This window comes from Roseivirga sp. 4D4 (assembly GCF_001747095.1).
Taxonomy (GTDB): Bacteria; Bacteroidota; Bacteroidia; order Cytophagales; family Cyclobacteriaceae; genus Roseivirga.
The window spans coordinates 1602937-1620920 of record NZ_MDGP01000001.1; the positions used below are offsets into that span (position 1 = coordinate 1602937).

Annotated in this window: 8 protein-coding genes; all 8 read left to right on the plus strand. The window is 41.7% G+C overall.

Features of this window, described 5'->3' with window-relative positions; genetic code table 11:
* The first annotated feature begins 1 nt into the window (after position 1).
* The 8 genes from BFP97_RS20620 (at position 2) to BFP97_RS07030 (ending at position 17913) form a co-directional block, all read left to right on the plus strand.
* A complete protein-coding gene (locus BFP97_RS20620; protein WP_069841727.1) occupies positions 2-6502 on the plus strand; it encodes a T9SS type A sorting domain-containing protein in 6501 nt (2166 codons plus the stop codon).
* Positions 6503-6731: 229 nt separating this feature from the next.
* Complete coding sequence (locus BFP97_RS07000; RefSeq protein WP_069841728.1) at positions 6732-8633, plus strand: histidine kinase; 1902 nt, start codon at positions 6732-6734, stop codon at positions 8631-8633.
* A 3-nt stretch (positions 8634-8636) separates the two neighbouring features.
* A complete protein-coding gene (locus tag BFP97_RS07005; protein ID WP_069841729.1) occupies positions 8637-9386 on the plus strand; it encodes a LytR/AlgR family response regulator transcription factor in 750 nt (249 codons plus the stop codon).
* 112 nt (positions 9387-9498) lie between these two features.
* A complete protein-coding gene (locus tag BFP97_RS07010; protein ID WP_069841730.1) occupies positions 9499-9939 on the plus strand; it encodes a hypothetical protein in 441 nt (146 codons plus the stop codon).
* A gap of 3 nt (positions 9940-9942) precedes the next feature.
* Positions 9943-15318 carry a T9SS type A sorting domain-containing protein gene (locus tag BFP97_RS07015; RefSeq protein WP_083262464.1) on the plus strand — a complete coding sequence of 1792 codons (5376 nt, stop codon included), beginning with the start codon at positions 9943-9945 and terminating at the stop codon, positions 15316-15318.
* A 167-nt stretch (positions 15319-15485) separates the two neighbouring features.
* The gene (locus tag BFP97_RS07020) at positions 15486-16226 is read left to right on the plus strand and encodes an energy transducer TonB (RefSeq protein ID WP_069841732.1); all 741 of its coding nucleotides are present in this window, start codon (positions 15486-15488) and stop codon (positions 16224-16226) included.
* Between the two features lie 287 nt (positions 16227-16513).
* Entirely contained in the window at positions 16514-16888 is a 375-nt protein-coding gene (locus BFP97_RS07025) for a VOC family protein (protein WP_069841733.1), read from the plus strand.
* 92 nt (positions 16889-16980) lie between these two features.
* Entirely contained in the window at positions 16981-17913 is a 933-nt protein-coding gene (locus tag BFP97_RS07030; RefSeq protein WP_069841734.1) for a hypothetical protein, read from the plus strand.
* The last annotated feature ends 71 nt before the right edge of the window (positions 17914-17984 follow it).

Consider the following 17984-nt stretch of genomic DNA (forward strand, 5'->3'; position numbering starts at 1 on the left):
CATGGACACGATTAGAAAAACTGTCTTTTTGGGAATTCTTCTCACTCTTGGCATCCAAATTGGGTATGCTTTAAATGACAATGTACCAGCGACTACCAACCTCAGTGCACAACTGATTAATGTGGTAAATCCAAGTTGTAACGGGGCCTCAGACGGCTCATTTGAAATAGAAGTCACAGGTGGTGTAGCGCCTTATGAAACTGCCATAGTAGGTTCAAATACAGGTTTTCAAAATACCCTTGTATATACAGGATTGTCTTTCAACCTATACAATATTGTTGTAAGAGATGCAAATGGAGATACCTTCACAATTAATAGCTTCCTTCTTACGCAACCTTCTGCATTGGGCCTCTCATCCACGACAGTGGATGAAACTTGCAACGGTAATGATGGTACGGTCACTCTTTCAGGCTTCGGAGGCACAGCTCCTTATAGTTATTCATTCGAAGGATCAAGATTTGGTACTACGGATACCTTTAGTGGCCTGGCTGCAGGTACATATACCGCATCGGTGGAAGATGCCAACGGTTGTACCTCTAACGCTACGATTACAATTGGTGCATACGTTCCCCGGACTATAGCAATCAATCAAGTAGCCGATATAACCTGCAATGGTGGTAGTAATGCGCATGTGTTCGGAACTGTAATTGGCAGTGGCACTGTACTTCCTATTGCCTTCAGTTTAGATGGTGTAAACTTTAGTAGTAGCAATAGCTTCCCAAACCTTTCAGCTGGAAATTACACTATGTATGTAAGAGATGGCAACAATTGTATTTCTACACAGACTTTTGATATTACCGAACCAGCTCCTCTCACAGCAGCAATAATAAGCACAGCAATAAGCTGCTTTGGTATTGACGATGGGACTTATGGATGGGATGTCTCGGGTGGAACGGCTCCTTACACCCTGCAACAAGGAGGAAATATTATTGCCAATTTCAATGGGAATAACTTCACACAAACCAATGTACCAGGAAACACTTCTATTGCTGCCGGTACATATGACATTGTAGATGCAAACGGCTGCAGTATACCAAGTCCGGCAGTAGCTGTCGCGGGTCCCCCATCAGCACTAGTTACCTCAATTACCACTGTGAATGCATCTTGTAATGAGACAAGTGATGGAAGTATCACAGTATCGGCAAGTGGAAGTGTAGGAACATACACATATTCAATCGATGGAGTCAATTTCCAGTCTTCACCAACATTTAGTAACCTAGCCGCTGGCACCTATGATGTCAGCACACTTCCAACTGGCTTTCCAGGCTGTCTTGAAACCAAAACCGTCACTATCACAGAACCTGCCGCGATTACGGGTACCACTAGCGTAGATTCAGATGTCTCTAATTGTAATGGTGCAACAGACGGAGTAATTAGTGTTGCTAATATTTCTGGAGGTGACGGTAATTATCAATTTAGTATTGACGGTGGTAACTCTTTTCAAACCAGTGGTACTTTCACCGGATTAGCTACTGGAAACTATGACATAATCATAGAAGATGGTAATGGGTGTTCCATCACACTATCAGAAACTATCAATGAACCGACCGGTAGTGGCACCATTGAGACTACAGATCCCACATGTGCTGGGGCTAGCGATGGATCATTTCAATTCACAGGCTTTATCCCAACCAATTCATCCTCAATTCCTACGGTCACTATTAACGGTAACAATCAGGGTAATTTGACTAGTATCCCTTACACTGGACTAACTGCAGGCAATTATCAGATAGATGTTCTTGATGCAGGCGGCTGTACAACATCATTCAATATTACCTTGACTGATCCAACACCAATTGCGACAACTGTTGCCATAGATCAAGAACCTTTATGTAATAATAGTGCGGATGGCATAGTGACCGTCACGGCCTCGGGTGGCGTAGGACCATATGAGTATAAGCTATCTACTGACAATACATATTCATCAAATTCCACCCTAACAGGTCTTATTGATGGAAGCAACACCATAGATGTTAGAGATGCCAATGGTTGTGTGTTCTCTACAAATATTACATTGGCCGCTCCGACAGCATTATCAGTTACTGCAACAGTGACCGATATTAGCTGTAATGGTTTAAGCGATGGGTCCCTTAGCATCCTACCTGCAGGGGGAACAGCTCCTTACACCTATTCCATAGATGGCGTTAATTTTGGCTCCTCTGATACTTTCAATCAGTTATCAGCTGGCACCTATACAGTGACCGTTTTGGATGCAAATAGCTGTAGCACCACTAGTTCCATTACCATTGTAGAACCATCACCAATCAACATCACATTTCAGGCGCTCCCTCCATCATGTATTGGAAATTCAGACGGGCAAATTCAAATCAACCTTGCAAGTGGTGGTACAGGACCTATAAGAATCCGACTGCGGGGAACAACCACACCAGATTTCCGTATTGAAAACCTGGCTCCCGGAGCTTATGAGGTAGAGGCCGTAGACGGAAATGGATGCATCGTCACCAATACTGTTACCGTTCCGGAATCAGCTCCACTTAGTGCTGATGTAACCGTTGATTCTAATGCCTCTGGTTGTGGAAACTCGGATGGTGCATTCACACTTTCGAACCCTCGAAAGGGTGGCGTGAACATTACTTTTGTTGAATACAGTATCGATGGTGTAAATTATCAGACTAGCCCAAGTTTTACTGGTTTAGCAGCTGGTGTTTATACTGTAGATATAAGAGACATTACGCCAGCACACATCAATACTGGTAATTGCCAAGGAACTGTTAGCGTCACGATAACAGAACCTTCAAGTATTACAGGCACACTTAGCACTACTGATATCTTATGTAACGGAGATAGTAATGGATCAATAGATGTCACAAATGTTACCGGTGGAGTGGCTCCATATCAATATTCAATTGATGGGGTAAACTTTACAACCAATACCAGCTTCACATCCCTTTCGGGTGGCGCATATAATGTAACCATTAGAGACGCATCGAATTGTACCACAGTGATCAACACTACCGTTCAAGAGGCTCCTGCAATTACTGTGATGGCCAACATTGATCAACAGATAACTTGTAACGGCAATACAGACGGGGCCATTACGGTGAATGCTAGTGGTGGCACTGGAAATCTGGAGTACTCTATAGATGGAACTACTTTTACTTCTGGCAATACTTTCGCTGGCTTAGGACCAAATACCTATACAATCACTGTAAAAGACGACAATAACTGTACAGTTACTAGTCAGGTGACTATCACAGAACCAGCTCCACTCAGCGGTGCCATAGTAACTGTTACAAACCCTACATGTGCTGGTGCAAATGATGGCAGTGTGCTTTTCAGCATTAGCGGTGGTACAGCACCTTATGAGTTGAGCAATGATGGCACACAGTTTTTCCCTTTACCTCCAAACAATATGTTCGAGAACCTTGGGGCTTTGACTGTGCCGACTATTAGAATTAGAGATGCAAATGGCTGCACTTTGTCCATCAATGGCTTTACCATTACCGATCCAGCCCCTATAACAGCTGATCTCGTGTCAACAGGTGTTTCTTGTAACGGAGACACAGATGGTACAATTACCGTCACCCCTACTTCTACGACAAGTACGTCTTTTGAGTATAGTTTGGATGGTACCAATTTCAGTGCTAATAATTCTTTTAGCCAATTGGCTTCGGGCAACTATACCGTATCCATTAGGGAATCGGGAGCTAATTGTGTTTATACATTCAATGCAACTGTATCAGAACCAGATATTCTAGAGGTATTCCCTACAGAGATTAGTATCAGTTGCAACGGAGCTACGGATGGTCAAATAGTTGGTGGTGCAATGGGTGGAACAGCACCTTACGCTTATTCAATTGATGGGGGAACTACCTTTCAAACAACGCCTTTCACAGGCCTCTCAGCTGGAAGTTATACTGTGATGGTTCAAGACGCGAATAACTGTACCGACAGCAAAATCATCACGATAACAGGACCCAATGCATTGATAGCGTCAGTAAGTGTAACCAATAATGCCTCATGCAATGGAGCATCGGATGGTCTGGCTGTATTATCTACCACTGGAGGAACTGCCCCCTATACATACAGTCTTGATGGGCAAAATTTCTCAAGTAACCTACCCGATCTCACCAATTTGGCCGCTGGTTCATATGCCGTTCACGTCAGGGATGCAAATGCATGTGATGTCATGGCGAACTTCAGCATTACTGAGCCTACAGCCATCGTGCCCACATTAACAACGAGCGACATAAGCTGTAATGGTAGCGATGATGGCTCTATTACTGCCATGGCGAGTGGCGGTTCTGGGAACTATATGTACTCAATTGATGGTGTGAACTTCAGCAGCGCCAATGCATTCTCAAACCTGAGTCCGGGAAGTTATACCATCACCGTACAAGATGGTAACAACTGCACTGGCTCAGCACAGGTGGAAATCACCGAACCTGATGCTTTAAGTCTAAATTTTGAAGCTGTAGATATTACTTGCAATGGAGCGAATGATGGACAAATTGCGGGAATAGCGAGTGGAGGCACCGGCCCTTACCAATACAGTCTAGATGGAAACACCTTTCAATCGACTGCGTTCAGTGGATTATCATCTGGAAACTATACTTTGACCGTATTAGATGCGAACAACTGCACGACCACGGCATCAGTCGATATTATCGAGCCAGCAGTGCTGACCAGTGCTATAACAGTGACCAACGTCTCTTGTAATGGATCAGGTGATGGTAGCGCAGCACTAACTGTATCTGGTGGTTCTACTCCATATACTTTTAGCCTTGATGGACAGAATTTCAACACATCCATCGATTTAACCAACTTAGCTGCAGACTCTTATACAGTGGTGATTAGAGATGCCAATGCTTGTGAAGTCGTTCAGAACTTCGATATTACTGAACCTGATGCCTTAGGCATTTCCATCAGCAGTCAAACTGACCTGACTTGTTTCGGAGATACCAATGGAAGTGTGACTGTCACCGGATCCGGTGGCACCGCACCTCTAGAATACAGTATCGATGGTACTAATTTCGTTAGCAGTAACACCTTCGATCAATTATCAGCTGGTAACCACACTTTAACAGTGAGGGATGCAAACCAATGTACTGAATCTATTATGGTACAAATCACTTCACCAGCTGAACTATCAGCTACAAGTACTGTAACAGATGTCAGTTGCAACGGACTATCAGATGGATCGTTTTCTCTTGTAGGTTCTGGAGGAACTGGCCCTTACGAATACTCTGCTGATGGCATGACTTTTAGTACAACCTCCACTTTTGACCAGTTGGTAGCAGGCACATACCTTGTCACCATAAGGGATAGTAACCTTTGTACTCAAGTAGTATCGGTATCCGTGAATCAACCGGATGTAATTTCAGGAAGTGAAACAATTAGTCATATCTCCTGCAACGGTGAAAGTGATGGCGAAATCTCTGTTGTCGCAACGGGTGGAACAGGTCCATATCAATACTCTATTGATGGTACTAACTTCAGCTCCGTATCTAGTTTTGATCAGCTAGCCGCAGGCAGTTACACTATTACTATTAGAGATAATAACATGTGTACCGGAACTGTTACAGCTGCAGTAAATGAACCAGCTGTTATAAGCTTAACAGAAACCATTACAAACGTTTCTTGCAACGGTGGTACTGATGGTTCTGTGACAATCGCTGCTACTGGAGGTACTGGAAACTTTTCTTACAGTATTGATGGTACCACATTCCAATCTAGCTCCACATTTTCAGGTTTAGCTGCTGGTAGCTATTCCATCACGGTCGAGGACGATAATAGCTGCTCCGCAATGTTATCTATAAGTATATCAGAACCCGTAGCACTTGCAGCGACCTCATCGAGAGTCGATGTGACTTGTAATGGAGCCATGACCGGGGAAATCACGATCAATGCTTCAGGAGGAACAGGAACGTTAGAATACAGCCTTGATGGAAGTACTTTCCAAAGCAGTTCAACATTCACAGGCCTATCGGCAGATGCGTACACGGTGACCATACGTGACGCCAATGGATGTACGACCAGTGTTTCAGCCAATATTGCCGAACCTAGTGCCTTAAGCGTTTCCGCATCACTAGTGGATGACAATACAATCTCGGCTAGTGCCACTGGAGGAACCGCCCCCTACCGTTATTCAATTGATGGTAACAACTTCCAATCATCTCCTACATTTGAAGGGCTGACCAATGGTACTTACACGATCACGGTTATCGATGACAATGGATGTACCGCCAGTATAAGTCAAGCACTGATTATAACATCAATAGATGATCCTTTTGCAGGTAAATCAATATCTACCTATCCAAACCCTGCACAGAATTACTTCATTATTTCGGAAGTAAATAGAGGAGACCAAATTAGTCTCATAAACTTAAATGGACACCTGATGGATCAGGTATTGGTTGAGAAGAGTCAAAAGGACCTGAAGTATGACATTTCGAATGTCAGACAGGGTGTGTTCTTGGTAGTAATCAAAAATCAAGTTGGTAAAACTATTGCCAAAAGAAGAGTCATTAAAATGAACTAGTCCAATGGTTGAGGACACACATATTTAGGCTACTCATACGGAGTAGCCCTTTTTCACACATAGGCCACCTCGATATATCGGGGTGGTTTTTCTTTATCAACAGAATCGAAACCCCACACTTATTGCTAAAAAACAAACGCTTATCAACTACCGAGCAACGCTAATCCGACCAAGCCCTATATAGATTATCTAGGCTTATATATCTTAACAGTTTTTACTTAATTGCTAGATGTTTAATCGGTTAAGTTCAATCTTCATTTTACTGACGATCACTCTTTTTTCTTGTCAGAAAGATGAGGTGAAGCCAGAAACCATAGGGCAAGAAGATCTTGATGCTGAATTCAAAAAACTAGTAACTCGTATTGAAAAGAATGGACGCAGAGCAGATAGTATTCGAATATTGACAAATAGCTTGGTCAGTATTGCTCATAAATTAAATAATGACAATCAACTTGGTACGGCATTCAGGATAAGAGCAAGTGCATTCGAAATGGCCAGTCAATTTGACTCAGCGATCTACCTCTATCAAAAGTCGGCTACTCATTTTGTAAGGTCAAAGGACTCAGTCAGCTTGGCTGATGCTTATAAAGGGCTTGGTACCTCCTATTATTTTCAAAATCTATTCGATTCAGCTCTAGTCTATTATCAAAAGTCGGCAGACCTTCTATACAGTTACACTGACAAAACAGCTTTGGCAAAAGCCTATAGCAATCTAGGTATGGTGCTCACAGCCTCCGACTTAAGCGATCAGGCACTCTCTTACTATCAAAAAGCACTGGTCATCACTAAGGACAGTCCAAACCCTATGGACAAACTCCCTACTCTCCTTAACATATCAGCACTCTTTTTAAAAGAAGAAGTTTATGACTCTGCACTCATATATGCCAACCAGGTAAATTCAATTTCTAGGCGCTCCAACATCCCTTTTGGTGTTGGAAAAAGTGCAAGTGTTTTGGCCTCGATACACTTGGCTCAGCAGAACTTGGACCAAGCGGAAAAAGAAATATTAGAAAGCATTCAAATCTTTTTTGAAACGCAAATGCAAAGAGACCTCATGGCAGTTAAATGGCAATACGCACAAATTCTGTTTGCCAAGAATGAGCACAGAAAGGCAATTGAACTGACTGATGAGGTCTTGACCCTGCCTGGAGGTAATACGCTTGCGAAAAACGTGTATCAATTGCAATCCCAATCTTATGAAAACCTCGGGCAAAAGGAAGAAGCGTTGACGACATACAAAAAGTATCACACCACCTTCGAACAGATCGCAGACAAAAGAAATAAAGACATCATTGCCGAGAAAGAGATTGAATTTAATTCCGAGCTAAAAAATCGAGAAATCTTGAGGTTGAAAAATGAGGCAGATATAAATGAGTTAAAGATTGAACAAAGAAATATTATGGTTTTTATCGCTGTCATTATTACGGTACTAGTGCTAATTATTACTTATCTGCTGCTCAGATCGTTGAAGGCCAGATCGAACAAACAGGTAATGGAATTGGAAAATCGGTTGTTACGCACACAGTTAAATCCACATTTCCTCTTTAACGCCATGGGCGCCATACAGCAATACATCTATAATAAAGAAGATCCGACCATAATCTCGGACTACTTGGGCAAATTCTCTAGGCTTACTCGTATGATCCTTAATTATAGCAAGGAAGAACTCATTACACTTAAAGAAGAGCTTGAATTTCTAGACCATTACATTCAATTACAGCAGATCAGATTTGAAGTCCCTTTTGATTTCAAGGTAGAAACTGATAGTACGATTGACCCTGATGAGCTACTCATTCCACCAATGCTCACACAACCCTTTATAGAAAACGCCATTGAACATGGTTTTCTACATAAGGATACAAAAGGACATATTACACTCACTATAAATGAGAAAAACGATCAAGTAATGATTACCGTGGAGGACGATGGAGTGGGTAGAAAGCAAGCAGCTCTTTTAAATAAAAAGACTAAACACCAATCAATGGCTACTCAAATCACCATTGATCGACTAAAACTGATTCAGAGAAAGCTCAGGCGGAAAACCGATTTCTTAATTACTGATCTTTTCGATTCTCAAAACCAGGCCCTTGGCACGAGAGTATCTGTAAATTTACCTTTGATAAAAGAATAGGCCATGGAATGCGTAATTATTGACGATGAAAAACCTTTTATCAATGCCCTAAGGGCCATGTTAGAGCATCATGGAGGTATAGAAGTATTGGGGGAAGCAAGAGGTGTGGATTCAGGCATCCAACTCATTGAAGAATTAGAGCCAGAACTAGTTTTTCTCGATATTCAAATGAGCGATGGCACTGGGTTTGACCTATTGAAAAAACTCGATCGGCAAGATTTCCATGTAATTTTCATAACCGCTCACGATCAGTTTGCAATTGATGCATTCAAGTTTAGCGCGATGGACTATTTACTCAAACCATTAATCTCAAGCGAACTTAAAAAAGCACTTGACCGAGCGCAGAAGAGTATTGATAAAGAGAAACTGAACTTTCAGTTTTCGGTCTTAATGGAAAACATCAATGAGATTTCCAGAGGCAAGAAGAAAATTATACTTCGAGAATCTGAAAACTTACATATCGTTAAACTCGATGATATTCTATGGTGCCAGGCTGATGGTAGTTATACCGTTTTCTACTTGACAGACGACCGCAAGATTATGGTATCGAAACATCTGAAGGAATTTGAGGAATATCTGAGCCCCAACGGGTTTTTCAGGGCTCACAGATCTCATTTGGTCAATGTCAGTAAAATAACACGCTTTGATAGAGCTGATGGCGGAGTGGTATACCTTGAAAATGAAGTAGCACTTCCGATTTCTGTCAGAAAAAAAGAAAGGCTGGCAGAAATGTTAAATTCCCTTCAAGCTTAGTAAAACACTCATCAAGTCAGAGAGAACGTTCATTGATTCACAAGCTACTCTCTTCAATACGTCAAATCAACTCCTAGTCTAGTCAAATACATTCATTGGTAAATGAATGTATATGAAACAACTCTACTCAAAAAAAAGAATCCTTTATGCCTCAATAGCGCTTTTTTGCTTGGTTTTAGGTTGCAAAGACGATGACCCATCACCCAGTGAGCAACGGTTGATAGACCTGACCGCTACCTGGAATGTATCTAGTGTTATCAATGATGGCACCAATGTAAGCGATCAGTTTACGGGTTTTAGTTTAACCGTGTCAGGTGACAAGACCTACGCTACTGTCAATGGTGGTAACCCATGGCCTGCATCAGGAACTTTTGACCTGAACCCAGATGACCTGGACACTTTCATAAGAGATGATAATGTAGAAGTCTCCATTGTTGAAATCACGGCAACAGCCCTTTCCCTCTCCTTTCAGATGAGCAATGTGCGGAGTGTGCGTTCTGGCACCTCGGGCATTACCGGCTCTTTCACTTTTAACCTTACTAAAACCAATTAAGCAATGAAACGATTATTGATTTTTCTAATCATGTGCTGCTGTCTATCTACATTAAATGCGCAGCATAACTTTGACTTTGTTTACTCATTTGAACAAGGAGGTAATACGCCTATCCTTATTGACGGACCTCAAAATAGAACATATGTACTCCTACAACCGTCTGGATCAGTTACTCTTGACCCAAAGAACGGCTTTCTGAGAACAAGCAGGCCTACCAACTACCCTGGTTCTGTCTTCTATGCCATTGGTATTTATAATGATGACGGCTCCTACTATAGGGGATTCATAATAGATGTTGAAGCTGGAAGCGACAGAATTAAAATGGATGTGGCTGATAATGGAGACATCTATATTTTTTCAGCCTTTAAAGATCAGGCACTCCTTGATCAATCTAATCCCACAACAAGAACCATAGATGAGTCAGGCAAAGCAGGTTTTTTCATCGCACGATATAGCGGTCAGACAGGTGCCTTAATAAACCATATGCACAGTGCCTATGCCAGTTCTACTCAAATAGTTGAAGGTCAAAATATAAAGGTGCTACCAAATGGACAGATTGCCGTAACCGGAAATCTCACCGATCAAATTGATATGTCATTCGGTAATAATACCGGTGTATTCGGTACAAATGGTAGTATTGAAACATTTGTTGGGTTATACAATGCTGACCTTAGCTATGACAAGGGTTTTACATTTGGAGGGCAAGGTGTTTTAAACGCAATTGATGTTACTTCAACCAATGATGTGGTGGTTGTAGGTTATGTTGCTAACAACGCCACCATTGATATTGACCCTGCTGCAGGTCAAATATCTCTTACCAATGCCAATAGAAACAGAAACTTCTTAGCGAAATATGATGCCAACCTCGATTACCAAGCTCATATCGACTTTGGCGAAGGCAATGTATCTGCCAGCAGGTTTGTAACGATTGACGAACATGATAGCATCTATTTTGCCAGCAACACGGCTTGGGAAGGTATAATGGACAATACCAGAGATAGACTTGATCTGGATAATTCAAGTGGGACATTTGATGCCGTTACTGCTCAAAACCGTGGCGTTTTCATCGGAAAATATTCAAAGGATCTTGTTTTTGGTGGTGGAACAGTCCTAGGCGGTAAAGAAGATATGCCTGTCTTCTTTAGAGAATTAGATGTAAAAAATGACAAAATCTATCTAAATGTCGCTGAATACAATGCAAGTGGACCCAACCAAGTGGACCTAAGCCCTAGAGATAAACCTACTTTTCTCATTAATAAGAACTTCTCCGTTTTAATGACTATGGATAGAAACTTTGATGTAATTGGTTTTGATAGAATTCCAGGTAGTTATAACAGAGCAGCTGTCATTGGCAGTAATGGAGACATAATGTATGTGGGCAGTACGGGTAATAACAATGATGTTAATTCAGGGTCTGGTGTTAACACGCCAGGACAAAGCGGGATGTATATAGCTAAAATGTCAAGTTGTACTGGAAGTATCACCAGTAACACACCAGCTGTATGTTTTGGTGATTCTTATACTATTGGCAATAACGCATATACACAAGAGGGTACTTATCTTGATGTACTCGAAGATCAAAACGGATGCGATAGTCTGGTCGTTACCAGCCTATTTTTTCCATCCAGTCCCGTGACTCCTGTGATTACATCCTTTACAGACATTACCTGTAATGGTGCATCAGATGGAACTATTACATTGAATATAACAGGGGGTATTGCCCCATATGAAGTAAGTGGAGATGGTGTTCAGTTTTTCCCGTTCCCCGACAACAACTTGTTGACTAACGTCCCCCCAATCAATAACCAGCCTCTCATCATTCGAGATGCTAATGGATGTATAACAAACACAGCTCCAGTTACTATACAAGAACCATCTGCTCTAAGCTTTAATCCTGCTACCATTTCAGCTCCAACTTGTACAAATGGTAATGATGGTAGCATAGTCATTTCTGTACAGGGCGGTACTGCACCGTATTCATATAGTCTCGATGGTGTTACTTATCAACCCAACGACACTTTCAGTGGTGTATTAAGCTCAGGGGATCAAATAATCTATGTACAAGATGCGAATGGTTGTGAGATTAGTGAGACAGTGACCATACCTGATGCATTACCATTGGATGCAACAATAACTACCACGGCAACGACAAGCTGTGGGGTTGTAGACGGTACAATTACCATCTCCTCTCCGGTTAATGGTCAAGCGCCTTATGAGTTCAGCATAGATGGTGGTACAACTTTTCAGGCTACTACCCTATTTAGTGGACTGTCCGCAGGAATTTATACGATTACCATCAAGGACAATAATGGCTGTACCAATGATGTTCAGACTACAATCACAGAACCTTCTGCGATTACTGCTACTACTACGTTTATTGATCCACTCTGTAATGGTAGTGCAGACGGCAGCATCACCGTAGCAACTGTAGGTGGTGGCGTTGCCCCTTATGAATATTCGATTAATGGAGGCACCTTTCAAACAGGTAGCACTTTTAATGGACTTTCGGGAGGCACTTATATTATTACTGTGAAAGACGCGACCAATTGTACTTTCTCTATCACGAATACACTCATTGAACCTAGCCCACTTACGCTAGTAGCTACAGTAACTTCTGACGTAATATGCAACGGTGGAGATAATGGTGTTGTCACGCTAACAGCCGGTGGAGGAACAGGCGTTTACCAATATGAAATTATCGGACAGGCTGTAACTACAAACAATATATTCACAGAGTTAAGCGCTGGTAATTACATATTTATGGTAACGGATGTGAACGGATGTACAACATCAGTTCAAACGACCGTTGGAGAACCTACCCAAATTGTCTTAAGTGCAAGTATCACCAAATCACTTGCTTGTAATGGTGATACCAATGGAGAAGTCTCTGCTACCGCTTCCGGAGGAACGGGACCATATACTTTTAGCATTGATGGGATGAACTATCAGAACGGCTCTACTTTTGACAATCTATCTGCAGACAGCTACACGATAACGGTTAGGGATGGAAACAACTGCGAGCAGAGCACAACGATCCAGCTCACAGAACCTCTGGCCATTTCTGTCCAAACGACCGTCAATAATGTAACCTGTTTTGGCGGAAGTGACGGTATAATTGACGTATCAGCCTCTGGGGGTACAGGAGGCCTTACATATAGCATAGATGGTACTACCTTCAATAGTAGTGACAACTTTAGCAATCTGGCTGCAGGCAGTTATACTATCTCTGTGCAAGACGCTTTGGGTTGTACAACTACGATCAGCGCCACTGTGGCAGAGCCGACAGCAATCATGCTCAATTTCGAAGCAGTGGATGTCACATGCAATGGTGAAGCTGATGGGCAAATCGCAGGATTTACTTCAGGAGGAACAGCGCCATATCAATATTCATTAGATGGCACGAATTTCCAAGCAGGACCCTTTGCAGATTTAGCACCGGGCAACTATACGCTTACAGTTATTGATGCCAATAATTGTACAACCACCCAGACAGTCACCATCACTGAACCTGATATCTTGATGGCGAGCATTACGAATATCGTAGATGCAACCTGCAATGGTGCCGACAATGGTTCAGCAGGTATTTCTGTAACTGGTGGATCAACTCCGTATAGCTATAGCATTAATAGTGGAGCTTTCAATACTAGTGTAGACCTGACTGGGTTGTCACCTGCGAACTATTCAATAATCATCAAAGATGCCAATGACTGCGAAACCATAGCAAACTTCACTATTACTGAACCAACCGCCATATCAGGAACAGCAATGACAACTGCTGTTTTATGTAATGGTGGCAGTGATGGCACGATAACCGTTACCGCCTCAGGGGGCACTGGCACTTTGATCTATAGCATCAATGGAACAGATTTTCAGCCCTCTAATATCTTTAGCGGATTGAGCTCTGGTAATTATACCGTCAGTATTAAGGATGACAATTCCTGTATTTCGACTCTCTCAGCTAATGTTGCTGAGCCAACACCTATACAAGTAAATGCAAGTGTTACTGACCTAACCTGTAATGGAAATGGTTCTGGTGAAATTGATATTACAGCAACAGGTGGTACTGGTGCATATGAGTACAGTATTGATGGCACCATTTTTCAAAATACAGAAACTTTCAGTGGCCTTCAAGCAGGAACTTACACTGTTGTTGTAAGAGATGTGAACAGTTGTACGGTGACTACCAGCATCACAATTACAGAGCCTTCTGTCCTAGGAGCCGGTTTCAACAACATAAGTCACATTTCTTGTAATGGTGCAAATGATGGTTCTGCTCAAATCGATGTAACTGGAGGTACAGCCCCATTTACCTACAGTGTTAATGGTGGAAGCTTTAGTTCTTCTATTGACTTGAACAACCTATCACCAGGAGGATATGCAGTAGTAGTTAGAGATGCTAATAATTGCGAAGCCAATGCCAGCTTCACAATACTGCAACGTCCTCCTTTAACTGCTACAGTTACTTCAACCCAGCTGGTTTGTAACGGAGATAGTGATGGTTCAATTACGGTAACAGCTACAGGAGGAACTGGAGACCTGTCATACAGTTTAAATGGTAGTACTTTCCAGCCATCAAGTAACTTTACTGGACTGTCCGCAGGCAATTATACGGTTACCATTAAGGATGAAAATGGCTGTGAATTTATTGTGAACACTGACATCACTCAACCGGCAGCGATTCAGGTGAGTACTACAGTGACTAACCTCACCTGCAATGGTGACAATACTGGTGCTGTTGACCTGACTGCCTCTGGTGGAACAGGTGCACTGACCTACTCTATTGATGGGACAAACTTCCAATCGGAAACTAGTTTCAGTGGATTAGCTGCAGGTAACTACACCTTAGTGGTCAAAGATGACAGTGACTGTACTTTGGCCAGTAATCTGACCATTACAGAACCTGATGTTTTAATGGTTAGCGCAGTTATAGTGGATGACAATACCATCTCAGCTACAGCTACAGGAGGTACAGGCCCATATGAGTATTCTATAGATGGCACCAACTTTCAAGGAAGCGGCACTTTCAGCGGACTGACCAATGGCAATTACAATGTGACAGTTCGCGATGCAAATCAGTGTATGGCTAGCATTTCCCAAACGCTGATAGTAACCTCTTTCGATAAAACAGGACACTCGGTCAGTGTCAAAACCTACCCTAACCCTACCCAGGGAGAATTGATAATCACTGGTTTATCTACAGGTGATAAAATCTCCTTGATGAATGTAAACGGACTCAAGTTGATACAGGATAGGAAGGTTCAAAAAGATGGTGACTTAACCCTTGACATTTCCGAACTCCCTAATGGTATCATTTTAATAAGGGTTCAAGACAAAGCGGGTATTATAAAAGGTGTTCGGAAGGTGATAAAAAAGACCTAAGGTGAGTAAGCAAACCTTTCCGGCTGCTCATACGGAGTAGCCCTTTTTCACACATAAGCCATCCCGATACACCGGGGTGGCTTTTTAATTTCTTACCAAAAAGGTATCAGTCTTTTGAAATCCAGTAATCTATTTTTTTAAAGACTCATTATGCTTTAATTCAGGACATGAAAATCACCCTCTCACTTTCTATACTTTTAATTACCGCTCTAACCTTCGCGCAAGATTCAAAGAAATACTATCTGGACAGCGAACTGAAAACTGTCCGAAGTAAAAAGAAGGCTTCTTTTTATGAGATAAGAGAGGGACAAGGTACTCGAAACAGCTTTATTGGCAAGTCGACACTTTACACGTTAGAAGACAAACTGGTCCATTATGAATTCTTGTATAAAGGCAAACGTGATGGAACCTTTGTCTCATTTGATCCTAAGAACGGTGCAAAAACGATAGGTAATTTTAAAAAAGGGAAAAGAACTGGAACTTGGTACAAAACGGATTTCCAAGGAAATATTATTAGTTCGTTTGAATATAATAAGGAAGGCGAAATTGAAAATAAAGTTGATTTTGAATCGAATGACAGCATTTTCTATGCGCTCACTAATTTGCCACCTGAATACGCTCAGGGTAGTTCAGCATGGAATTCTTATTTGAGAAAGTCTCTGAGATATCCAAGCGAAATGGCACGAGGGGGCTTTTCTGGTAAAATTGAAATTCATTATCTAATCTCTGAAAGTGGACAGATTATTGACTCCTATATTGTTAAGTCTCCTCATCCACAAATTTCAGATCATATAACAAAACTGGTAAAGGAAAGCGGTGAATGGCGTGGTGCTATAAAGGCTGGAAAAACTGTAAATTCCATATATGTGTATTTATCTTCTTACAACTTTCTTGATCTAAGAAACTAACTGCTGAACAATCAATGCTCAACACTGTATACGACAGATTAATCAGCCCAATACTTGTCTTATTGTTCACATTGATCACTACGACATCACGGTCACAAATAGAAACGACACTCTATACCGATGCTGAGGAAAAAATGGGAAAATGGACAAATCAGAAGTTGCTTATTACGAGTTAAACAATGGCTTTAATTGCAATGATATTATAAAACAGTACTACCCCAATCATTTGCTCAAGGCACTTTATAATCACTTAATAACAATCTAATACACAAAAATAGATCAACCATATGGAAGTAATTAATCGTTTAATGACCAACATCTGCTCTGAAGACTTAGCAAAGAGCAGAGATTTCTATGTGAGCCTTTTTGACTTCAACATAGACTATGACAGCGATTGGTTTATACACCTAATTTCTAAAGACAAGTCTCTAGAGCTCGGTATCATTCTGCAATCCAGCGAGTTAATTCCCGATGAATTTCAGAAAAGACCACAGGGCTTCTACATAACCTTCGTTGTAGAAAATGTTGATGATGTCTTTAAAACAGCCTCTCCAGAGGGCTATGAAATCATAAGCGAGCCACACGACACTTTCTATGGGCAAAGAAGAATGCTCCTCAAGGACCCCAATGGTACCTTGGTGGATGTTTCTTCGCCAATTTAGTCTCGGCTCAAAAAAGACTACACTTTGGCATGACCTTAGCTTAGCAAAGATAGGTAGCACAATTGCTTTATCTCAACCAAAAAGCTCAGTCAATGAACAAATTCCTGCGCATTATCCGGAAGACCCTAGTCTATAGCTTTGTATTCCTTGTACTCCTGGGTATTACTGGCTATATCTATTTATACAAATTGCCAAAAGGGCCAGAAGTCACCAGTCCCACTCTCATTTTAGATGGGAAAGACACCTTTGTGATGTATGCCTATGAGGAAAGTAGAAGGAAGTCCATACGAGTTTGGACCTATAAACCTGAGGGTTGGCAAAGCGGAGATAAAATTGTCTTCGTGATGCATGGAGGTGGAAGAAATGCAGATGATTATCTTGATGCATGGGTAACGATGGCCGAGGAGAATAACCTACTCATCTTGGTTCCGGAATTCGAAAACAAGTTCGCTAGGTACACGACTAACGATTACCAAGAAGGTAATCTCTTCACCTTTTTTGGCACCAAAAACCCCAAAGAAGAATGGGCATATACCGTCATAGAAAACATATTCGACCACGTCAAATCGGTTAATGATATAGCCAATAGTACTTATGACATCTTCGGACATTCTGCGGGTGGACAATTTGTTCATCGAATGACAATGTTTATGCCTGATGCTCGCATTGAAACTGCCATAGCGGCTAATGCAGGATTCTATTCTTTCCCAAACGATGACATCAGATACCCTTATGGAATAGAGAATGCAGTCAGTGAAACTGATTTAGAATTGGCCTATCAAAAGAAGCTGATCATACTTTTAGGGGAACTGGACAATGATCCAAGCTTAGGGACTTTCAGAACAACGGATATGGCAATGCAACAAGGCGCTCATAGACTAGAACGTGGTTCGAACTTTTATGAAGCCAATGCTCAGTTGAGTCGCTCAAGCACTTGGGCTTTTAACTGGGAAATTGACACGGTTAAAAATGTTGGTCATGATTACAGAAATATGTCTAAGGCCGCCATCAAGTGGCTAGACTAAAATCCTTGAGTCATTCTTGACGGTAACAAAAAAGCCACTCCGACATGACGGGGTGGCTTTTTATTTTAGTG